General features: G+C 70.2%; 15 protein-coding genes. 9 read left to right on the top strand and 6 right to left on the bottom strand.

Annotated features, from left to right (window positions below):
• The first annotated feature begins 155 nt into the window (after window positions 1-155).
• The 3 genes from ACFY3D_RS10095 to mug all read left to right on the top strand — a co-directional run bounded on the left by ACFY3D_RS10095 (window position 156) and on the right by mug (window position 5,180).
• Window positions 156-1,889 (top strand): 3' terminal RNA ribose 2'-O-methyltransferase Hen1, encoded by a 1,734-nt coding sequence (locus ACFY3D_RS10095; protein ID WP_389977243.1) that lies wholly within the window; start codon window positions 156-158, stop codon window positions 1,887-1,889.
• Complete coding sequence (locus tag ACFY3D_RS10090) at window positions 1,882-4,380, top strand: polynucleotide kinase-phosphatase (protein WP_389977240.1); 2,499 nt, start codon at window positions 1,882-1,884, stop codon at window positions 4,378-4,380. The genes ACFY3D_RS10095 and ACFY3D_RS10090 overlap by 8 nt, the downstream gene beginning before the upstream one ends.
• Window positions 4,381-4,685: 305 nt before the next feature.
• Window positions 4,686-5,180 carry a G/U mismatch-specific DNA glycosylase gene (gene mug / locus ACFY3D_RS10085; protein WP_350946852.1) on the top strand — a complete coding sequence of 165 codons (495 nt, stop codon included), beginning with the start codon at window positions 4,686-4,688 and terminating at the stop codon, window positions 5,178-5,180.
• A gap of 174 nt (window positions 5,181-5,354) precedes the next feature.
• Here the strand turns inward: mug and ACFY3D_RS10080 are convergent, their stop codons facing one another.
• Together ACFY3D_RS10080 and ACFY3D_RS10075 are read right to left on the bottom strand one after the other, a co-directional pair.
• Complete coding sequence (locus ACFY3D_RS10080) at window positions 5,355-5,939, bottom strand: DUF1707 domain-containing protein (RefSeq protein WP_389977237.1); 585 nt, start codon at window positions 5,937-5,939, stop codon at window positions 5,355-5,357.
• A 7-nt stretch (window positions 5,940-5,946) separates the two neighbouring features.
• Entirely contained in the window at window positions 5,947-6,729 is a 783-nt protein-coding gene (locus tag ACFY3D_RS10075; protein ID WP_362900264.1) for a PadR family transcriptional regulator, read from the bottom strand.
• Between the two features lie 691 nt (window positions 6,730-7,420).
• Between ACFY3D_RS10075 and ACFY3D_RS10070 the strand changes: the two genes are divergently transcribed.
• On the top strand, window positions 7,421-8,146 hold the full coding sequence (locus tag ACFY3D_RS10070) for a metal-dependent hydrolase (protein WP_362900262.1): 726 nt from the start codon (window positions 7,421-7,423) through the stop codon (window positions 8,144-8,146).
• A gap of 189 nt (window positions 8,147-8,335) precedes the next feature.
• Window positions 8,336-11,131 (top strand): aconitate hydratase AcnA, encoded by a 2,796-nt coding sequence (gene acnA, locus ACFY3D_RS10065; RefSeq protein ID WP_389977234.1) that lies wholly within the window; start codon window positions 8,336-8,338, stop codon window positions 11,129-11,131.
• A 129-nt stretch (window positions 11,132-11,260) separates the two neighbouring features.
• On the opposite strand, the gene ACFY3D_RS10060 is transcribed toward acnA, so the two are convergent.
• The 3 genes from ACFY3D_RS10060 to ACFY3D_RS10050 are packed head-to-tail and all read right to left on the bottom strand — an operon-like array spanning window position 11,261 to window position 14,327.
• Window positions 11,261-13,051, bottom strand: coding sequence for an FtsX-like permease family protein (locus tag ACFY3D_RS10060; protein ID WP_389977231.1), 1,791 nt, complete (start codon window positions 13,049-13,051; stop codon window positions 11,261-11,263).
• Window positions 13,052-13,056: 5 nt separating this feature from the next.
• The gene (locus ACFY3D_RS10055) at window positions 13,057-13,797 is read right to left on the bottom strand and encodes an ABC transporter ATP-binding protein (RefSeq protein ID WP_389977228.1); all 741 of its coding nucleotides are present in this window, start codon (window positions 13,795-13,797) and stop codon (window positions 13,057-13,059) included.
• Window positions 13,794-14,327 (bottom strand): PadR family transcriptional regulator, encoded by a 534-nt coding sequence (locus ACFY3D_RS10050; RefSeq protein ID WP_389977225.1) that lies wholly within the window; start codon window positions 14,325-14,327, stop codon window positions 13,794-13,796. Before ACFY3D_RS10050 ends, ACFY3D_RS10055 begins: the two co-directional genes overlap by 4 nt.
• Window positions 14,328-14,834: 507 nt before the next feature.
• Here ACFY3D_RS10050 and ACFY3D_RS10045 point away from each other — a divergent pair.
• From ACFY3D_RS10045 to ACFY3D_RS10030, 4 genes are all read left to right on the top strand, one after another.
• Window positions 14,835-15,944, top strand: coding sequence for a substrate-binding domain-containing protein (locus ACFY3D_RS10045; protein WP_362508801.1), 1,110 nt, complete (start codon window positions 14,835-14,837; stop codon window positions 15,942-15,944).
• 208 nt (window positions 15,945-16,152) lie between these two features.
• A complete protein-coding gene (locus ACFY3D_RS10040) occupies window positions 16,153-16,917 on the top strand; it encodes an ATP-binding cassette domain-containing protein (protein WP_350946676.1) in 765 nt (254 codons plus the stop codon).
• Window positions 16,914-18,161, top strand: a complete 1,248-nt coding sequence (locus ACFY3D_RS10035) for an ABC transporter permease (protein WP_362900252.1) — start codon at window positions 16,914-16,916, stop codon at window positions 18,159-18,161. Before ACFY3D_RS10040 ends, ACFY3D_RS10035 begins: the two co-directional genes overlap by 4 nt.
• Window positions 18,162-18,196: 35 nt before the next feature.
• Window positions 18,197-19,405 (top strand): ROK family transcriptional regulator, encoded by a 1,209-nt coding sequence (locus ACFY3D_RS10030; protein WP_362900250.1) that lies wholly within the window; start codon window positions 18,197-18,199, stop codon window positions 19,403-19,405.
• A gap of 66 nt (window positions 19,406-19,471) precedes the next feature.
• Here the strand turns inward: ACFY3D_RS10030 and ACFY3D_RS10025 are convergent, their stop codons facing one another.
• Entirely contained in the window at window positions 19,472-21,508 is a 2,037-nt protein-coding gene (locus tag ACFY3D_RS10025; protein ID WP_389977221.1) for a glycoside hydrolase family 44 protein, read from the bottom strand.
• Between the last annotated feature and the right edge of the window lie 131 nt (window positions 21,509-21,639).

Below are 21,639 nucleotides of genomic sequence, written 5' to 3'. Positions count from 1 at the left end.
GCCAGAGGTCACCGCGGCACCGGCGGACCGACCGGAGCGGGGCGGGGCACGGCTCACGGGAGATAAGGTGCGCGCCGTTCACGGGCGGGTCGGCCGCGGACCGGCCCGCCGTTAACCGATGGCCGTCCAGGAGGGCGTGCGGCACACTGGGCCGGGTGTTACTGACGATCTCCACCACCGTGCGGCCCGCCACGGACCTCGGCTTCCTGCTGCACAAGCATCCCGGCCGGGTCCAGGAGTTCGGGCAGTCGTACGGCGTGGCACGTGTCCTCTACCCCGAGGCGGGCGAGGAGCGTTGCACGGCCGCGCTGATGCTCGACGTCGACCCGATCCGCCTGGTGCGCTCGCGCGACCGCGCCACGCCCGACTACACGCTGGGCCAGTACGTCAACGACCGGCCCTACGCCGCCTCGTCGCTGCTCGCCGTGGCGCTGGCCGACGTGTTCCGCACGGCGCGCACCGGGCGCTGTGCGAGCCGTCCCGAGCTGGCCGCCGGGCCGATCCCACTGGAGATCACCTTGCCCGTGCTGCCGTGCAGGGGCGGTCCCGGGCTCGCGCACCGGTTGTTCGAGCCGCTGGGCTGGCGGGTCGAGGCGACCGCACTCCCGCTCGACGAGGAGTTTCCCGAGTGGGGCGACTCGCGCTACGTGCGGCTGGTGCTGCGCGGTGAGGTCCGCCTGGCCGACGCGCTCAACCAGCTCTACGTGCTGCTTCCCGTGCTCGACGACGCCAAGCACTACTGGGTGGCCCCCGACGAGGTGGACAAGCTGATCAGGGCGGGCGGGTCGTGGCTGGCCTCCCACCCCGACCGGGGTCTGATCACCCGCCGCTACCTCGGCCGCCGCTGGACCCTCACCCGTACGGCCTTCGCCCGCCTCGCCGAGATCGGCGACGACGTGGAGGAGGACCTCGAACCCCCGGTCGAGGAGGACCCCGCGGCCGAGCTCGCCACAGAGGATCACGCCGGGAAAGACGGGGAGGACGGGGAAGACACTGCCGCGGAGAGGGCCGCCGAGGAGGGCCCCGTCGCGGGGAGTTCCATCGGGGAGGACCCCGCCGCGAAGGAGTACGCCGGGCGGAGCGGTCCCGCGGGTGGGGCCTCACAGGAAGGTTCCACGCCCGCCGGTGCCGTCAGGCGCCCGTTGAACACCCTGCGTCTGGAGGCCGTGCTCGCCACCCTGGAAAGGCTGGACGCGAGCACCGTCATCGATCTCGGCTGCGGTTCCGGCCGGCTGGTCGGGGCGCTGCTCGAACGGCCCCGCTTCACCAGGGTGACCGGGGTGGACGTGTCCTCCCGGGCGCTGGCGTTCGCGGCCAGGCGGCTGAAACTCGACCGGATGCCGGAGCGACGGCGAGAGCGGCTGGAACTGTTCCAGGGAGCGCTCACCTACACCGACGCCCGGTTCGCCGGATACGACGCCGCGGTGCTGATGGAGGTCGTCGAGCACGTCGATCCACCGCGCCTGGACGCGCTGGAGCGGGTGGTCTTCGGAACGGCGCGGCCGGGGCACGTGATCGTCACGACCCCCAACGTCGAGCACAACGTCCGCTACGAGTCCCTGGACGGCATGCGCCACCCCGACCACCGCTTCGAATGGACTCGCGCCGAGTTCCGCGCGTGGGCGGCGAAGGTGTGCGGCGAGTACGGCTACCGCGTCGAGTTCCTGCCGATCGGCGACGACGACCCCGAGGTGGGCCCACCCACCCAGATGGCCCTGTTCGGCCTCGCGGGCGCGTCGGGCGGTTCCGGAGGCACCGAAGGTTCCGCGGGCACGGACGGGTTCGTGAGCGTCGGAGGCGCTGCGGGCCATACGAGCGTGAGAGGTCCCGTGAGCGCGGACACGGATGGGCGCGCGGGCACGGGAGACGCGGGAGGTGGAGATGACTGAGATCGCCGTACCGGAGATGTCGCTGGTCGTACTCGTGGGGGTGTCCGGCAGCGGCAAGTCGACCTTCGCCGCCAGGCACTTCGCGCCGACCCAGGTGATCTCCTCCGACTTCTGCCGGGGCCTGGTCGCCGACGACGAGAACGACCAGGCCGCCACCCCCGACGCCTTCGACGTGCTCCACTACATCGTCGGCACCCGGCTGCGGCGCGGGCTGCTGACGGTCGTGGACGCCACGAACGTCCAGTGGGAGGCGCGCAAGCAGCTGGTCGAGCTCGCGAAGTCGCACAACGTGCTGGTCGACGCGATCGTCCTGGACGTGCCGGAGGAGCTGGCGGTCGCGCGCAACGAGACCAGGCCCGACAGGGACTTCGGGGCGCGCGTGGTCGTCAGGCAGCGCAAGGAGCTGCGCCGGTCCATGAGCAGGATCTCGCGCGACGGTTTCCGCCGGGTCCACGTGCTGCGCGGGGCCGAGGAGATCGAGGCCGCCACGGTCGTCACCGAGAAGGCGTGGACCGACAGGCGTGAGCTGACCGGCCCGTTCGACATCATCGGCGACGTGCACGGCTGCCGCGCCGAATTGGAGGCGCTGCTGCGCGACCTCGGCTGGAAGATCGACCCCGGCGGCGCGGGGGCCGTGCACCCCGAGGGCAGGACGGCGGTGTTCGTCGGCGACCTGGTGGACCGGGGGCCCGACTCGCCGGGCGTGCTCCGGCTGGTCATGGGCATGGTCGCGGCCGGGACCGCGCTGTGCGTGTCGGGCAACCACGAGCAGAAGCTGGCCCGCGCGCTCAACGGCCGCAAGGTCAGGGTGGCCCACGGCCTTCAGGAGTCGCTGGACCAGCTGGCCGCCGAGCCGGAGGAGTTCAGGCGCGAGGCGCTCGCCTTCATGGACGGGCTGATCAGCCACTACCAGCTCGACGGGGGCAGGCTCGTCGTCGCCCACGCCGGGCTCAAGGAGGCCTACCACGGCCGAGCCTCGGGCAGGGTCCGCTCCTTCGCGCTGTACGGCGACACCACCGGTGAGACCGACGAGTACGGCCTGCCGGTGCGCTACCCCTGGGCACGCGAGTACCGGGGCCTGGCCATGGTCGTCTACGGTCACACGCCGGTTCCCGAGCCCGAGTGGATCAACAACACGCTCTGCCTGGACACCGGGGTGGTCTTCGGCGGGAGGCTGACCGCGCTGCGCTACCCGGAGCGGGAGATCGTCTCGGTACCCGCCGAGCGCGTCTGGTACGAGCCGGTCAAACCGCTCACCGCCCCCGGCCACCGCGACCCCGGCCTGCTCTCCGTCGACGACGTGCGGGGCACCCACCACATCGAGGTGCGCCACGGCGGTGGCCGTGTCAAGATCCGGGAGGAGAACTCGGCCGCGGCCCTGGAGATCATGAGCCGGTTCGCGGTCGACCCGCGCTGGCTGGTCTACCTGCCGCCGACGATGGCGCCCCCGGAGACCTCCCGCCTGGACGGCTACCTGGAGCACCCGGCCGAGGCGTTCGCCGAGTTCGCTGCGGCCGGGGTGACCCGGGTGGTGTGCGAGGAGAAGCACATGGGCTCGCGGGCGGTGGCCGTGCTGGCCGCCGACCCCGAGGTGGCGGCGGCGCGGTTCGGGATCACCGACGGCACCGCCGGAACGGTCTACACCCGTACGGGAAGGCCGTTCTTCGCCGACACCACCGAACTGGTCGACAGGCTCAGGCGGGTGTGCGCGCCGCTGATGGAGGAGCTGGGGTCGAACTGGCTCGCCCTCGACTGCGAGCTGCTGCCCTGGTCGGCCAAGGCCGAAGGGCTGATCCGCGGCCAGTACGCGTCGGTGGGTGCCGCGGCCCGTGCGGTGCTGCCCGAGGCGGTCACCGTGCTGGAAGCGGCGGCCGGGCGCGGTTTGGATGTGGGCGATCTGTTGGACCGCACCCGACGCCGTTCCAGCAACGCTGCCCGTTTCAGGCAGGCATATGCGCGTTACTGCTGGCCTGTCTCCGGGGTGGAGGACCTTCGCCTGGCACCGTTCCAGATCCTCGCCTGCGAGGGCCGGGCGACCGCGGTCCAGGAGCCGCACTCCTGGCACCTGGACCTGCTGTCCCGGCTCGACGACCCGCTGATCGCGCCCACCAGGCACGTGTTCGTGGATCTGACCTCGCCGGAGTCGATGGGGGCGGCCACGGCGTGGTGGTCGGCGCTGACCGCCGAGGGCGGCGAGGGGATGGTCGTCAAGCCGGTGGACCTATCGGACGGGCGCAGCCGGGTGCAACCCGGGATCAAGGTGCGCGGGCGGGAGTACCTGCGGATCATCTACGGTCCCGACTACACCGAGAGCCTGGACGTCCTGCGCCGCCGCTTCCTGGGCCGCAAGCGCTCGCTCGCCCTGCGCGAGCACGCGCTGGGGATCGAGGCGCTCTCCCGGCTGGTCGAGGGGGAGCCGCTGTGGAGGGTGCACGAGGCGGTCTTCGCCGTCCTGGCGCTGGAGTCCGAACCGGTCGACCCCCGTCTTTGATCTCCCTGTCCGGGGTGAAGGCAGGGGTTCTCCCGTCACGGGTGAGCGGGGCGGGGGTGACGCTTCACGGACCGGGTACCCCCGAGGTCTCCCCGCCCCTGCCCCCGCGTTCCGGTAGCCCTCCTCCTCCGGAGAAGGACGAAGCGCTCGGCTTTTCCGCCGGGGCGGGGGAGGAGATGGGTTAGGTTCGCATCGTGCCGTCCAGGAAACAGCGGAGTGCCCCGCCCGCGAGACGCCCGCCCTCCGAAGGGCGGGCCGTCGCGCGGCCGAGCCGTGCCGAGCTTGAGGCGGCGGGGGAGGCGACGATCGAGGACGTCCTCGGGCCTTCGCTGGAGGTGCTGTTCTGCGGGATCAATCCCGGCCTGTACTCCGCCGCCACCGGCCACCACTTCGCCCGGCCGGGCAATCGTTTCTGGCCCGCGCTGTACCGCTCGGGCTTCACCCCCAGGCTGCTGTCCCCGGCCGAGCAGGACCTGCTTCCCTCCTACGGGCTGGGCATCACCAACGTGGTGCGGCGGTCCTCCGCGCGGGCGGCGGAGCTGTCCGCCGAGGAGTTTCGCGCGGGCGGGGAGCGGCTGGCGAGGCTGGTCGCCGAGGTCCGGCCGAAGGTGCTGGCGGTGGCGGGGGTGACCGCCTACCGGCAGGCGTTCGGCGTTCCCAAGGCGGTGATCGGGCCGCAGGAGTCCCGGATCGGCGGCGCGGCGGTGTGGGTGCTGCCCAACCCGAGCGGTCTGAACGCGCACTGGACGCTGGACGGGATCGCGCAGGAGATGCGGCGGCTGCGGGAGTCTCTCACCTGACGGGCCGGGGCCCCTCGTACCGGTCGTTACGAGTCGAGACGTTTGGTCGGCTGCGCGGCGGCTTCTTCCTGTCGGGACCCCTCGTACCGACCGGTACGAGGGGCCCCGAGGAACGGCGGGCCGCCCGCTCGCCCGGAGCCGATCGGGGCAAGGGCGGAAGCGCCCGGGAGGAGGTCAGAACGAGGCAGGGGGGCCGATCCGGTCGTGGCGTCTCCCGGAGCGTCCCCGTCCGCGGCGGAGCATTCCCAGCACGGCGATCACCAGCCAGGCGAGGAAGACGAACTTGAGCACCCCGAATCCACCGATCAGCACTCCGGCCACCAGCACCAGGAACATGAGGGGAAAGAGCGGAGGCCCGCCACGACGGCCCAGGTGGTGGCCCATGCGGTGGTGGCTCCAGCCGGGGTGGTGACGGCGGCCCCCGTGCCGGGGAGGGCCCCAGGAGTGGGCATGCCCGCGGCGCCCGTCCGGCCCCCACGGCCCTCCGCCCGGCCCCCAGGGCGATCCGGGGCCCCAGGGGGCTCCCGCGCCCCAGGGACCCCGGGAGTCTTCGGGCTCCTCCTGCCGCCAGGCGTGCGGGCCGGGAAGGTCCGCGCTCACCCGGGCCAGCTCGCCGCCGGTCCGCGCGGCCAGGGTCAGTTCGAGGCGTTCGTCGAGCTCATCACGGGTCAGGCGGCCCTGCGCGTAGTGTTCGCGCAGGGCCTCCATCGCCACGTCGCGCTCGGCGTCTCCGATGCGGAGGTCGTCTCGGGGGATCATGGTCAGGTCACTCCTCGCCGGTGTCGCCGTCGGCCAAGATCTGGTAGAGCTTGCGGCGCGTCTCGATCAGGGTCTGCTTCGCCTGCCGGATCTGCGCGTCACTGCCGGTCTGCAGGATCTGGAGCATGGCGAACCCCGACTGGCGGGTGATGTCCATCAGCTCCCAGGTGCTGTCGTCGACCTCGGGCGTCATCTCCTCCCACGGGGCGCGCACCTCCTCGGAGTGCTCGGCCACGTAGGCGCGTCCGGCGTCGGTGAGACTGAAGGTCTTGCGGCCCTCGTTCTCCTCGGCCAGGACCAGGCCCTCGTCGGTGAGCTGCTGCAGGGCCGGGTAGACCGCTCCGGGGCTCGGCTTCCAGCCGCCCTCGCTGCGCCGTTCGATCTCCTGGATGATCTGGTAGCCGTTGCGGGGGGACTCGGTGAGCAGGGCGAGGATCGCGGCGCGGACGTCGCCGCGCTTCGCCTTGCGTCCGCGTCCGAACGGCGGCCCGCCGCCGAAGGGTCCCCCGCCGAACGGGCCTCTGCCCCCCCTGCCGCCCCGGCCGAGGTCCCAGGGGAACCCGGGGCCGAAGGGGAAGGGGCCGCCGCGGTGGCCGCGGTGCCGGTGCTCGCGCGGCCCGCCCTCGTGGTGTCCGTGGTGTGGCGTGCGGGGGCCGTGCTCCGGGCCGCCCTCGTGCCATCCGGCGGCCATCTGCCGCCATGCCTCCCTGGCCGCGCGCTTCATCTCGCGCCTGACCTCGTGGGATCCGAATCCGGCCCAGGGGCCGCCCATCGCGCTCGACGATGTCATGTCGTACCTCCATACCGCGATCGTCTTTTGATCGCTCTCGATGCTTCAAAGATATATCGCGAACATTCTGACGACAACCCCATGTCGCGAAATGGGGGATTTGTCCGATGGCTACACAGAGTAATTTTTGATTACTCTAAGTAGAAGTGAGGCAGATCACGTAATTCTTGCCGGATTCTGGAACAAGTCCTGAGACCTGCACGTTACAAAGGACGTGGACGGGATCCGTTCCGTACCGGAAGGGCTGGGGGGTGCTTTCGGTACGGAACGGTCCCGTCTGTCGTTTTCGCATGTCCGTACTTGATCGCGACCCTCCCGGGTGCGTGTTCCGGCCTCCGGTGAAGACTCCCCGGAGGGCTTCTCGCGCGAGACCCGCCTCATGGGAACGACCACTCCGCCGCGAGGCTTCCCGTGGTCGCCGTTCCAGGCACTGTTCGCCCGTTCCATCCGTTCCCCATTCGTAGGAAGATGCGGATGGCGGTCATCTTTCGTGGAGGGGCGGAGAGATCGAAACGGGCCATCGTCGCCTTCGGGCGACCCTGGAGTCGACGGAAAACGATCAGTGTTCGCGTGCCGGGGCCGTTCCGCCCCTGCGACACGCCGATGGTGTGCAATGGCACGGTCCTCCATCTGGGGGAGGCTTTGACGTACAGTCTCCCAAGGTGATCTTGATGGGGGTGTTTGACCGATGATGGGGCATACGCATGCGCTGACGGGTGCGATCGCCTGGCTGGGTGTGGCGCCCGCGCTGGCCGCGCTGCCCTTGCTGACCGAGACGTCCAGGTTCATCGAGACCGGCGTCATGGTGAACGCGCTCAATCCGGCCGAGTTCGTCGCCGGAGCCATCGTCTGCGCCGGTGCCGCGATGCTGCCGGACCTCGACCATCCGAGCGCGACGATCGCGCAGACGTTCGGGCCGGTCACCTGGGGGCTGAGCAAGGCGGTCTCGTGGCTCGCCGGTGGCCATCGCAACGCCACCCACTCGCTGGTCTTCGCGATCGCCGCGGGTTTCGGCGCCCACTACCTGGCCAACACCTATCCGATCGGCCGCGACATCCTGGTGGTGCTGCTCATCGGCCTCGCGCTGCGGGCGATCGGCATCGGCATCCCGGGCAAGAAGTTCGCCTCGGCGATGCTCAACATCGGTATGACGGCCGGGCTGTTCGTGGTGTTCCGCAGCGACAACGTGGGGTATGCCTGGTTGGGGCTGGCGGTCGCGATCGGATGTCTCACCCACGTCGTGGGGGACTGCTGTACGGAGAAGGGATGTCCGGTCCTCTGGCCGATGCGGCAGAAGTGGCTGCTGCCATGGAAGATCGGCATCAAGACGGGGCGCGCCTTCGAGCAGAAGTTTCTCGCCCCGGTGCTTTCCGTCGTCGTTCTCGGGCTGCTGTACCTCCGGCTCGCTCCGCAGTGATCATACTGGGGGTAATTTGATGTCGAGATACCCGGAGGGATATCTTGATGTCGAGACATTTGTCGCGGCCTGTCGGTGACCTGGAAGTTAGGCAGACCTAACAGTTCGGGGCACTCGGGCGGTGCGGCAGGATTCAAACGCGCCCTATGTGCCGGCGCGCCAGACATCAGGTGATGAGGGAGGCGAACCGTGTCCGCGAACAGCTTTGGCAGCCGTGACACGCTCCGCGTCGGTGACGCGGAATACGAGATCTACCGGCTGGACGCCGTGGAGGGCTCGGGGCGTCTCCCGTACAGCCTGAAGATCCTTCTGGAGAACCTTCTCCGCACGGAGGACGGCGCGAACATCACCGCCGACCACATCCGCGCGATCGGCCAGTGGGACCCGAAGGCGAACCCGAACGTGGAGATCCAGTTCACGCCGGCCCGCGTGATCATGCAGGACTTCACCGGCGTCCCGTGCGTCGTCGACCTGGCCACCATGCGCGAGGCCGTCCGCGACCTGGGCGGCGACCCGGCCAGGATCAACCCGCTCGCCCCGGCCGAGATGGTCATCGACCACTCGGTCATCGTCGACTTCTTCGGCGGGGCCGACTCCTTCCAGCGCAACGTCGAACGGGAGTACGAGCGCAACCGCGAGCGCTACCAGTTCCTGCGCTGGGGCCAGACCGCCTTCGACGAGTTCAAGGTCGTCCCGCCGGGCACCGGCATCGTGCACCAGGTCAACATCGAGCACCTCGCCCGGGTCGTGATGACGCGAAGCGTCGAGATCGACGGCAGGACCGTGCTGGCCGCGTACCCCGACACCTGCGTCGGCACCGACTCCCACACCACGATGGAGAACGGCATCGGCGTCCTGGGCTGGGGCGTCGGCGGCATCGAGGCCGAGGCCGCGATGCTCGGCCAGCCGATCTCCATGCTCATCCCGCGCGTGGTCGGTTTCAAGCTGACCGGCAGGCTCCCCGCCGGAGCCACCGCCACCGACCTGGTCCTCACGATCACCGAGATGCTCCGCAAGCACGGTGTCGTCGGCAAGTTCGTGGAGTTCTACGGCGACGGGGTCTCCAGCGTGCCGCTGGCCAACCGGGCGACGATCGGCAACATGAGCCCCGAGTTCGGCTCGACCTGCGCGATCTTCCCGATCGACGGTCAGACGACCGAGTACCTCACGCTGACCGGCCGCTCCGCCGAGCAGGTCGCCCTCGTCGAGGCATACGCCAAGGCCCAGGGCATGTGGCTCGACCCCGAGGCCGCCGAGCCGGTCTTCTCCGAGTACATCGAGCTCGACCTGTCCACGGTCGTCCCGTCGATCGCCGGCCCCAAGCGTCCCCAGGACCGCATCGCGCTGTCGGACGCCAAGAGCGCCTGGCGCGCGGCCGTCAAGGACTACGTCTCGAGCGTCCAGGGCCCGCTCGACGAGGCGACCGGCGAGTCGTTCCCCGCCTCCGACCCCCCGGCCGTCTCCCGCCAGAGCAACGGCGACAAGCCGAACCCGGCCGGCCACGACGGCGACCGGCCGCACAAGGTGGTGCGGGTCACCCTCGCCGACGGCACCGACTTCGAGATCGACCACGGCGTGGTGACGATCGCCGCGATCACCAGCTGCACCAACACCTCCAACCCGTACGTCATGATGGGCGCCGCGCTGCTCGCCAGGAACGCGGTCGAGAAGGGCCTGACCCGCAAGCCGTGGGTCAAGACCTCCCTCGCCCCCGGCTCGCAGGTCGTCACCGGCTACTTCGAGCGCTCCGGCCTGCAGCCGTACCTCGACAAGATCGGTTTCAACCTGGTCGGCTACGGCTGCACCACCTGCATCGGCAACTCGGGCCCGCTGCAGGAGGAGATCTCCGCCGCGATCCAGGACAACGACCTCGCGGTCACCGCCGTGCTGTCGGGCAACCGCAACTTCGAGGGCCGGATCAACCCCGACGTCAAGATGAACTACCTGGCCTCGCCGCCGCTGGTCGTCGCCTACGCCCTCGCGGGCACCATGGATCTTGACCTGAACAACGAGCCGCTGGGTGTGGGCTCGGACGGTGAGCCGGTGTTCCTCGCCGACATCTGGCCCGCGCCCGAGGAGATCGCGGCGGTCGTCGCCTCCTCGATCGACCAGGAGATGTTCCTGCACGACTACGCCGACGTGTTCAAGGGCGACGAGACCTGGCGCTCGCTGCCGATCCCGACCGGCAACACCTTCGAGTGGGACCCGGACTCGACCTACGTCCGCAAGGCCCCCTACTTCGAGGGCATGCCGCTCAAGCCGGAGCCGGTGACCGACATCTCCGCCGCCCGGGTGCTCGCGAAGCTGGGCGACTCGGTCACCACCGACCACATCTCCCCGGCGGGCGCGATCAAGGTCGGCACCCCCGCCGCCGACTACCTGAAGGAACACGGCGTCGAGGTCAAGGACTTCAACTCCTACGGCTCGCGCCGCGGCAACCACGAGGTCATGATCCGTGGCACCTTCGCGAACATCAGGCTGAAGAACCTGCTGCTCGACGGCGTGGAGGGCGGCTACACCCGTGACTTCACCGCCCCGGGCGGTCCGCAGTCCTTCATCTACGACGCCTCGGCCAACTACCAGGCCGCGGGCATCCCGCTCGTCGTCCTCGCGGGCAAGGAGTACGGCTCGGGCTCCTCGCGCGACTGGGCGGCGAAGGGCACCGCCCTGCTCGGCGTTCGCGCCGTCATCGCGGAGTCCTACGAGCGCATCCACCGCTCCAACCTGATCGGCATGGGCGTGCTGCCGCTGCAGTTCCCCGAAGGGGAGACGGCGAGCTCGCTGGGCCTGACCGGTGAGGAGACCTTCGACATCATCGGCGTCGAGGCACTCAACGAGGGTGGCGTCCCGCAGACCGTGACGGTGCGGGCCGACGACAAGGAGTTCCAGGCGATCGTGCGCATCGACACCCCCGGAGAGGCCGACTACTACCGGCACGGGGGCATCATGCAGTACGTCCTGCGCTCCCTGCTCGCCAAGAGCTGAGCAGGGGGGCGGGGCCGCACGCCGGCCTCGCCCACTCGGGGGCACACCCCGGACGAGAACCGCTCGGCGGGACACCATCCCGCCGGGCGGTTCCGTGCTTTCAGAGCTTCCACCGCTGAGCGGGGCCGGTCACGCCGTTTCCGCGCTGAGCGCCCGCGCCACGGGACGGCGGGCCGCCAGGCGTGCGGGCAGGGCGGTGAGTGCCGCCGTCGCCAGGAGAGTCGCGAGTGTGGCGCCGAGCAGCCAGGAGGAGGGAGGTTCCGCCGCATTCCTGGCAGCGAAGAGCGAGAGCAGGCCGATGCCCGCGGGGACGCCGATGACGGCGCCGGCCAGCGCGGGCAGGAGCTGTGCGATGGACAGCCCCGAGGTGATCTGCCCGGGGGTGGCGCCGAGTGTACGTGCGACGGCCATGTTCGCCCGAGCCTCCATGGCGGTGGACCAGGTGAACGTGATGGTGTTCACGACGGCGAGGGCGATCACCAGGATGGTGACGGTGAGCATCAGCCGGCGGTCGTGCTCGCCGCGCAGGTTGGGCAGGATGGAGGAGCCGTCCAGGCCGTAGCCTCTCTCCGGCTGGGCGTATAAGGTCAGCAGGGCCACGATCGCGATCACCGTGGTGGCGGTGGAGCACGCCTGCAGCACGGCGCGGCCCGGCCTGCGGACGGTCAGTCGCAGCCCGAGCAGCAGCGGCGTGGGCAGCAGCGCGGACAGAGCGGTGAGTCGGGGCCGGTGACGGGGCTGATGCGCGGTGGCGGACAGCGCGGTGACGGTCGCCGTACGACTGGCCCGCAACGTGGGACGCAGCGTGGACAACACCGCCACCGCCACGGCGAGGACGGTTGTCGCGACGACGGTGGCGCCGCCGGGCCCGGCCGCGTCGCCGATCCGGCTGGCGGTGGGACCGGCGATGGCGGGCACGGTCAGGCGGGCGATCACCAGCCCCAGCGCGTCGCCGACCAACGCCAGCGCCAGATACTCGGTGAGCAGGACGGTGGCGATCAGCCCCGGGGTGGCGCCGACGGCCTTGAGCAGCCCGGCCCGGCGCGTCTGCTCGACGGCGCGTCCCGCGGCCAGCGCAGTCATTCCGGTGACGGCCAGGAAACCGAGCAGCCAGCTGCCGACGACCAGGATCGGCCAGCTGTTCCTGAGGATGACCATGTCGTGCTCGGCGGTGAACTGCCAGGAGCGGATGTTCACTCTGAGGGGGGCGGCGCGGGAGGACTCCAGGAAGGCCCCGGTGGCGGCGGGGTCGCGCAGCTTGAGGTCCAGGGCCGTGGTCACCGGGAGATCTTGGGACGACGCCAGGGCCCGGGCATCCGATCGGGTCATCCAGGCCAGGCCGCTGTAGTCGACGGGACCGCCGTACGGGCCGATCTGCGCCGCCCAGGGATAGATGGAGGTGGCCGCGGTGACAGCGATCCCGACGACGGGGTACGACCGGCCGGCGATGACGACGCGGTCGCCGACGCCGACGCCCAGCGCGGTGGCGAAGCCGCGTTCGAGGACCGCGCCGCCGGAGCGTACCCACTGCCCCGAGGTCACCAGCGGCCGGTTGAGCGTGCCGGGCTTCTCGGCGAAGCCGTGCACCACCACGGGGGACGACGTGGCGGAGTGCGCGGTGAGGGTGGCGTAGACGATGCGGTAGGGGCCGTGGTGGGCGACCACTTCGGGATCGTTCGCCAGCGAGGTCAGAGCCGAGGTCACTGCGGGGCCCGTGTCACCGGAGAGCGCTACCACGTCCGGCCCTGCGGTGGCCGCCCGGGTCTGTTCGTACAGCGTGTCGCTCGCGCCGCGCAGGGACAGGCCCAGGGCCATCGTGGCAGTGGCCGCGGTGACCGCGAGCAGGAGCATCAGGGCCTGAGCCTTGTGCCGGCGCACGTCGGCCCGCACCAGGCGCGCGACGAGCATGATGTGGCCCATGACGCTCAGCCCTCCAGCCCGATCAGCCCGCCGAGCCCGCGCGGGTGGGAACCGGCCAGCCGGGTGTCGTCGACGAACATCCCGTCGCGCATCGAGATCAGCCGGTCCGCGGTGGCCGCGACCCGTTCGTCGTGCGTGACGACCACGAGGGTCTGCCCCCCGGCACGCAGATCTTCGAAGATTCTCAGCACATCGAGGGTCGCCGCGGTGTCGAGGTTGCCGGTCGGCTCGTCGGCCAAGACGACCAGCGGGTCGTTGACCAGCGCGCGGGCGACGGCGATCCGCTGGCGTTGACCGCCGGACAGTCGCGAGGGCAGGTGCCGGGCGCGGTCGGCGAGCCCGACCCGTTCCAGCAGCAGGCTCGCGCGCCGTCTGGCCTGGCGGCGCGAGCGCCCGGCCAGCAGCGCGGGCAGCTCCACGTTCTCGGCCGCCGACAGCTCCTCCACCAGATGGAAGGCCTGGAAGACGAACCCCACCGACCGGCGCCGCATGCGCGCCAGAGCTCGCTCGCTCAGCGTGTCGATGCGTCGCCCGGCCACCCACACCTCTCCATCGGTAGGCCGCTCCAGGCCACCCAGCAGGTGCAGCAGGGTCGACTTCCCGCAGCCGCTGGGCCCCATGACGGCCAGTGTCTGTCCCTGCGGCACCTCCAGGTCGACCTCGTCCACCGCGCGGACCCGGCTCTGCCCCCGACCATGCGTCTTCACCAGAGCGCAGGTCCGGACCGCGGCACTTGACACGTTCATCCACCCTCGATCTCGTCATCGGCCCTGGACCAGGCCCGCTCGCAGGCATCCAGCCAGCGCAGGTCCGCTTGCAACCGCAGCACGACCCCTTCCAGCAGCAGGCCGGCGCCCGACCCCGGCGGCTCGGCCAGCGACGCCTGCTGCGCCTCACGCAAGCGGCGCAGCAGCTCACGGCGTTGCGCCGCCACAAGTTCAAGCGGGTCGGCCAGCCGGGCAGCGGCGGCGGCGGCGAGCTTGAGATGAAACTCCGCCAGGTCTGGTTTCGGCCAGCCCACCTCGGCCAGCCAGGCGGCCACCCGTTGTTGCCCGTCCGGCGTCAGCGCGTAGACCTTGCGCTCCGGCCGCTCGGACAGGCCGTCCGCCCACTCGCAGACTACGAGCCCCGCTCGCTCCAACCGGGCCAACGTCACATAGATCTGGCCACGGTTCATCGACTCGCCCAACGGGCCAAGACTGCTCCGCAGTCGAGCGTGCAAGTGGTACCCGTGCGACGGCTCCTTGGCGAGCATCGCCAGCACTGCGTCCTGCATGTCACCCCTAACGGTTGGCTAATAGATAGCGGTTATCCATGTGGGGTGTCAAAACGGGGCATCTGGAGATCTCCTGAACCAGCTCGCCGTCAGCTTCAGCTGAGGGATGGCGGGAAAGGCCGATCGGACCAACGGGCGATCCGCGGCGACCTCGGACGATCAGGTGCCCTCGCGGCTGTCACGCGTGAACCGTGGGGGCGTCCTCCGTCGCGGCCCACGGCACGACCTGGCGCCGGTTTGACGGCAACGATCGTGGTCAGGTGACATCTGGCCTGGCGGGTCGCACACGGTCCCGAGACGGTTAAGGGTGCGTTTCTGGATTGTTACCGGCCACAACAAACTTTACCTCCGGAGGGTCTGGCGCTCCAGGCCAACGGCGGAATACGTTGCCGCAAACAACATTCAACGGAATGGTGAGCCGAGACCCGGCACAGCCGTACCCGCGAATTCGGCATGCCGCCCGTCCGTACCCCCCGTCTTTCTAAGAGAAGAAAGGACCCGTGCACCATGCGCAAGGGGATCCTCAGCCTTACCGCCGCCGCCGCGGCGATGACCCTCGGCCTCACCGCTTGCGGGAGCGACAGCCCCGACACCAGCGCCGCCCCTGCGGAGAGCACGGCACCCGCCGCCGAGGGGAAGGTCGGCGTCATCCTTCCTGACAGCAAGTCCTCGGCCCGCTGGGAGACCGCGGACCGCAAGTACCTGGAGGAGGCCTTCAAGGCCGCGGGTGTCGCCTACGACATCCAGAACGCCCAGGGCGACAAGAACCAGTTCCAGACCATCGCCGACCAGATGATCACCAACGGGGCCACGGTCCTGATGATCGTCAACCTTGACAGCGGCACCGGCAAGGCCGTGCTCGACAAGGCCAAGGCGCAGGGCGTGGCCACCATCGACTACGACCGCCTCACCCTCAACGGCGGCGCCCAGTACTACGTCAGCTTCGACAACACCAAGGTCGGCACCCTGCAGGGTGAGGGCCTGGTGAAGTGCCTGACCGACAAGAAGGCCGAGAAGCCGATCGTCGCCGAGCTCAACGGCTCGCCGACCGACAACAACGCCACGCTGTTCAAGAACGGCTACGACGGCGTGCTCAAGCCCAAGTACGACTCGGGCGACTACGTCAAGGGTCCCGACCAGTCGGTCCCCGACTGGGACAACGCCCAGGCGGGCACGATCTTCGAGCAGATGCTCACCGAGCAGCCGAAGATCGCCGGCGTCCTCGCCGCCAACGACGGTCTCGGCAACGCCGCCATCTCGGTACTCAAGAAGAACAACCTGAACGGCAAGGTCCCGGTCACCGGCCAGGACGCCACCGTGCAGGGCCTGCAGAACATCCTCGCCGGTGACCAGTGCATGACGGTCTACAAGGCGATCAAGAAGGAGGCCGACGCGGCGGCCGAGCTCGCCATCGGCCTGGCCAAGGGTGAGAAGCCCGCGGCGACCGGCTCGGTCAAGGACACCGAGAGCGGCGCCGACGTGCCCGCCGTCCTCCTCGACCCGCAGCCGATCTTCTTCGACAGTGTCAAGGACGTCGTCGCCGACGGCTTCGTGACCAAGGACGAGCTGTGCACCGGCGACTTCGCCGCCAAGTGCACCGAGGCCGGAATCCAGTAGGGCGTGGAGGGTGCGGCCGGTCGTTCTCCGGCCGGCCGCACCTTCGCGCTCGACCGCGGCATCCCCCACCCTGTGACACCGAGAAGACACCGAAAAGACGCGGCAGGCGAAGCGTCTCCCGGCGACGGCGACAGGGCGGGGCGCCGCTCGCAGGCGCCCGACCCGCGCGAACTTCGCCGCGCGAAATGAACACAGGGAGCACAACCCCATGACCCCCGCACTGGAACTCCGCGGGATCGACAAGAGTTTCGGTCCCGTACAGGTCCTGCACGACGTCTCCCTCTCCGCGTACGCCGGAGAGGTGACCGCGCTGGTCGGCGACAACGGCGCAGGAAAGTCCACTCTCGTCAAGTGCGTCGGCGGCATCCACCCGATCGACTCCGGTGAGTACTTCTTCGACGGCAAGCCGATCCAGATCGGCAGCCCGCGCGACGCGGCCGAACTGGGCATCGAGATCGTCTACCAGGACCTCGCGCTCTGCGACAACCTCGACATCGTCCAGAACATGTTCCTCGGCCGCGAGCACAAGCGCGGCATCGTCCTCGACGAGGACACGATGGAGGAGATGGCGGCCAAGACCCTGGAGAGCCTGTCGGTCAGGACCGTCAAGTCCATCCGCCAGCTCGTCGCCAGCCTGTCCGGCGGCCAGCGTCAGACGGTGGCGATCGCCAAGGCCGTGCTGTGGAACAGCAAGGTCGTCATCCTCGACGAGCCGACCGCCGCCCTCGGCGTCGCCCAGACGGCGCAGGTGCTGGAACTGGTCCGGCGCCTGGCCGACCAGGGCCTGGCCGTCGTGCTCATCTCCCACAACATGAACGACGTCTTCGCCGTGTCCGACCGGATCGCCACCCTCTACCTCGGCCGGATGGCGGCCCAGGTCAAGACCTCGGACGTGACTCACGCGCAGGTCGTCGAACTGATCACCTCTGGCCGCAGCGGGGACCTCGGCCTCACCAACGGAGTCACCGTATGACCGCCACGATCTCGCAGAAGACCGTACCCGAGGCACCCTCGATCAGAAGCAACGTCCGCGGCTACGCCGAAAGGGTACGCGGAGGCGACATGGGCGCGCTGCCCGCGGTGTTCGGCCTCGTGGTGCTCTGCACGGTCTTCGCCATCCTGCGCCCCGCCTTCCTGACCGCGGGAAACTTCGCCAACCTGTTCACCCAGGGCGCCGCGGTCACCGTGATCGCCATGGGCCTGGTGTTCGTGCTGCTCCTCGGTGAGATCGACCTGTCGGCGGGCTTCGCCAGCGGGGTCTGCGCCGCGGTGCTCGCGATCATGCTCAGTAGCCAGGGGCTGCCCTGGTACGTGGCGGTGGGCGCGGCGATCCTCACCGGTGTGGTGATCGGCACCACGATCGGCTCCATCGTCGCGAAACTCGGCATCCCGTCGTTCGTGGTGACGCTCGCGGCCTTCCTCGCCTTCCAGGGACTGGTCCTGCTGCTCGTCAAGGGCGGCACCATCATCGCCATCCGCGACGAGACCATCCTCTCGATCGCGAACAAGAACCTGCCGCCCACGCTGGGCTGGATCCTGCTGGCCGTGGGCGTCGCCGCCTACGCCGGACTCCAGCTGGTGCGCTCCCAGAAGCGTGCCGCCCGAGGGCTGACCTCCGATCCGATCTCGCTGATCGCGGTGCGGGTCGGCGCCCTCGCTCTGCTCGGCGGCCTCGCGGTCTACTTCCTCAACATCGAGCGCAGCCGCAACGTCGCCGTCGTCTCTCTGGCGGGCATGCCGCTCGTGGTCCCCATCATCGTGGTCCTGCTGCTGGTCCTGACGTTCGTGCTCCGCCGCACGGCGTACGGCCGGCATCTGTACGCGGTCGGCGGTAACGCCGAGGCCGCGCGCCGGGCGGGTATCAACGTCGACCGGATGAAGATCAGCGCCTTCATGATCTGCTCTTCCATGGCCGCGGTCGGCGGCGTCATCGCCGCCTCGCGGGCCAGTTCCGTCGACCCCAACACCGGCGGCAGCAACGTGCTGCTCTACGCTGTCGGCGCGGCCGTCATCGGCGGCACCAGCCTGTTCGGCGGCAAGGGCCGGGTGCTGGACGCCATCCTCGGCGGCGCCGTGGTCGCGGTCATCGAGAACGGTATGGGCCTGATGGGTTACAGCTCCGGTGTGAAGTTCATGGTGACCGGCTCTGTCCTGTTGCTCGCCGCCGTGGTGGACGCCCTGTCTCGCAAGCGGGCGGCCGCCACCGGCCTAAGGTGACCAGCGACTCCGATTCACCGAAGGAACACCACGCCATGCGGGCAGGTCCCTCCCAAGAGGAGATCAGGCGTCACAACCTTGGGGCCCTGCTCCGGCACGTCCATCTGAGCGGGCCCACCTCGCGTGCGGAACTCACCAACCGGATGGGCCTCAACCGCAGCACCATCATGGCCCTCACCGCCGATCTGACCGCCGCCGGGCTGGTCAGGGAGGAGCTCCCCAGGGAGACGGGCAGGGCGGGACGTCCGTCCCTGGTGGTCCGCCCCGAGTCGGCGCGGGTCTACGTGTTCGCCTTCGACGTGGGCGTCGACCGGCTGGTCGCCGCCCGCGTCGGTCTGGGCGGCACCATCCTCGACCGTCGCGAGACGGTACGGCGGCGCGGGGACTTCTCCCTTGAGGAGATCGTCGGTCCGCTCGCCGCCTTCGCCCGGCAGATGCACCGCAAAACACGGCCGGACACGGTGTGCGTCGGGGTGGCGGCGGCGTTCTCCGGGGGAGTGGGCCGCGGCGACGGGGTCGTCAGGTTCGGTCCCAACATGGTCACCGTGGAGGACGTGCCGTTCGCCGACGAGATGGCCCGCCGGCTCGCTCTCGGCCTGCCGGTCACCGTCGGCAACGACGCCAACCTCGCAGCCCTCGCCGAGCAGACCCGAGGCGTCGGTGTCGGCTGCCGCGACCTCGTCTACCTCCACGGTGACGTCGGCATCGGCGGGGGAGTGATCGTCAACGGTCAGCTGCTCGGCGGTCACCTGGGCTTCGGCGGCGAGGTCGGACACATGATCGTCAACCCCGACAAGGGCCGCCTCTGCGGGTGCGGCTCGCACGGGTGCCTGGAGGCGGAGGTCGGAGAGCGTGCCTTCCTGGAGGCCGCCGGCCGCTTCGGCTCCCAGGTCGGCAGGGACGCCGTCCGCGCCGCGGTCGACGCCGCCGACCGCGGAGACGTCGTCGCGCAGGCGGCGCTGAGCCGCGTCGGCGACTGGCTCGGCCTGGGCGTCTCCAACCTCGTCAACCTGTTCAACCCCGACATGGTCGTCTTCGGGGGCACGCTCAGGGAGATCTACCTCGGCTCCGCCGCGCAGGTCCGCAGCCGCCTCGCCCTCGACGCCCTGCCTCCGTGCCGTGAGCAGCTGCGCCTGCGCACCTCGGCCCTCGGCGATGACGCCACTCTCGTCGGCGCCGCCGAACTGGCCTTCTCCCAGGTCCTCGCCGACCCCCTCGAAGTCCTCGCCCGCGCCGGCTCCTGACCCCACGCGGGTTCCCCTCTCCGAGCGAGATCGGCCGACGGACCCGTTGTGCGGAAAACCGGCTGGTCAGGCGGTGGAGCAGGGGGTGCCGTTGAGGGTGAAGGCGGTGGGTCTGTCGTTGGCGGTTCCGGTCAGGCTCGCCAGGAAGCCGAACTCGGCGCTGCCGCCGCCCGCGGCGAGGGTGCCGTTCCAGGAGGCGTTGGTGACGGTGACGGCCGTGTTGTTCTGGGCGTGGGTGCCGTTCCAGGACTGGGTGACCCTCTGGCCTCCTGCGAAGGTCCAGCCGACCTTCCAGCCGCTGACCGGGGTGGTGCCCAGGTTAGTGATCTTCACACCGCCCTGGAAGCCGCCCTGCCACTGGTTGACGACGGTGTAGGTGACACTGCAGGAGGCCGAGGGGGTCGGGGTGGGCGTGGGGGTCGGCGTGGGCGTGGGGTCGGTGCCGCCCGGCGGGATGACGACGGTGGTGATGGAGTTGGCAGGGAAGGTACCGGTGAAACCGTCCGCGCCCACGGACTGGTCGGCGGCCCGCTGGATGGCCGTCAGGTCGGCGGCGCCGTAACGGTAGACCTGGGCGGTCGACGAGCCGGTGCGGCCGGCGATCGCGACGTCGCTGGTCAGCTCCTCGCCGGTCTTGTTGACCACGACGAGGGTGAGCGCCTCGTCGGAAGCGCGCTCGGCGGCGTAGACGGCCAGCCTGCCCTGGTCGGCGCTGGCCGCCCTGACCGAGGTCTCTCCGAACGCGCCGCCCTCGCCGTCGTAGTTGCGGTACATCCGGAAGGCGTGCGCCACCGGTTCGGTGGGTTCGGGCGCCGTCCACAGTGTGGCCAGGTCGAGACGCTCGCGGCCGAAGATGCCCAGGATGTCGGCCTGGGCCAGCGCGCCGTTGATGTGGCCGTAGGCGCCCCAGCTGTACTCGGTCATGGCGACCTTGGTGCCCGGGTAGTGCTGGTCGGCCAGCTCGCGCATCCGGGGGATCATCCGCACCGGCTGGTTGATCCAGCTCTCGTCGACGTAGGCCGGGTCCCACAGCTGCCGGGTGGAGCGCAGCCGACGCTCCTGGGTGGCGGCGTCACCGGCCTCCTTGTTGTGCACGCCGGCCTGCTGCGGGTAGATGTGGATGTCGAAGTAGTCGAGGATGCGCGTGCCGTGCTTCTGCTCGTAGGCCCTCATCTGCTGCAGGTACCACGGGCCCAGCTGGACGTCGCCGTGTGCCGCCCGGTCGGGTGGGTCGCCCCAGCAGCCCGTCCTGCTGCAGGTGTCCTGGTCGAGGCCGGAGTAGAAGATCGAGTTCAGGCCCCAGCCGACCGGGCCGAGGGTCTTGGCGCCCGGGTCGGCCTCCTTGATCGCGGCGGCGTACTCGTAGGTGCGGTCGCGCAGCTCGTCGTAGCCCAGTCCCGTGGAGCGCACGTCCCGGTGGGTGGAGTGCCACAGGTCGGGCTCGTTGTCGAGGTTGTAGTACTTCACCCCGCCGGCGGTGGCGGAGCCGTACCTGCCCTTGAGGTGGGCGATCCAGTCCTTGACGTACTGCGGGCCGACCTCGACGCTGGTGTCCTTCGGGTCGTTGCCGGTGATCGGCGTGCCGTCGGGCTTCTTGCCGTCGCCGCAGTCGGTGGCCCACGGGTCGACGGACTGCTGCTCGCCGTACTTGGTGACGCTGAACCCGCACGCCTTGGCCCGTTCCTTGGCCACCCAGCCCAGCAGCGGCACGGTGAGGATGCTCTGGGTGCCGGTCGCCCTGTTCCGTTCGACGAACCTGTCCGTCTCCGAGCCGTCCGGCAGGTCGCCGGGGCTGGGGTTGTCGTTGGGGATGTTCTCGAAGTACCAGTCCGAGGCCCGGTTGGTGGTGTCGTTGCGGAAGTTGTAGCGCGTTGTGTGGTTGCCGCCCCAGCGGTGGACCGGCAGCCGCAGGTCGCGGGCGAGCGACTCGTCGGCGAAGTTCATGCCGTAGATGTCGGGGCTGATCGCGTGCCGGTCGGCCAGGTCGACGCTCAAGGCCGGGCCCGTGACGGCGGCGCCGGCGAGGCCGGTGAGGTGGCCCAGGCCGAGGCCCGCGACCAGCACCCCGGCCGTGGCCGACAGCAGCGCTTTTCTGTGGCGCACGTTGGTTCCTTCCGATGCGTGTGGGAGCTCATGCGCGCCCCCACACGCCATGGGAGCGCTCCGCGCAGCTTTGGGTCCGGGGCCCGGGGTGTCAAGCAAGCGCTTTCCGAGGTGGGGAAACGCCAGGACGG

Origin of the sequence: Streptosporangium sp. NPDC000509, from assembly GCF_042898365.1 — a bacterium.
In the GTDB taxonomy this organism is placed as follows: domain Bacteria; phylum Actinomycetota; class Actinomycetes; order Streptosporangiales; family Streptosporangiaceae; genus Streptosporangium.
This window is presented reverse-complemented; position numbering and strand designations above follow the sequence as displayed.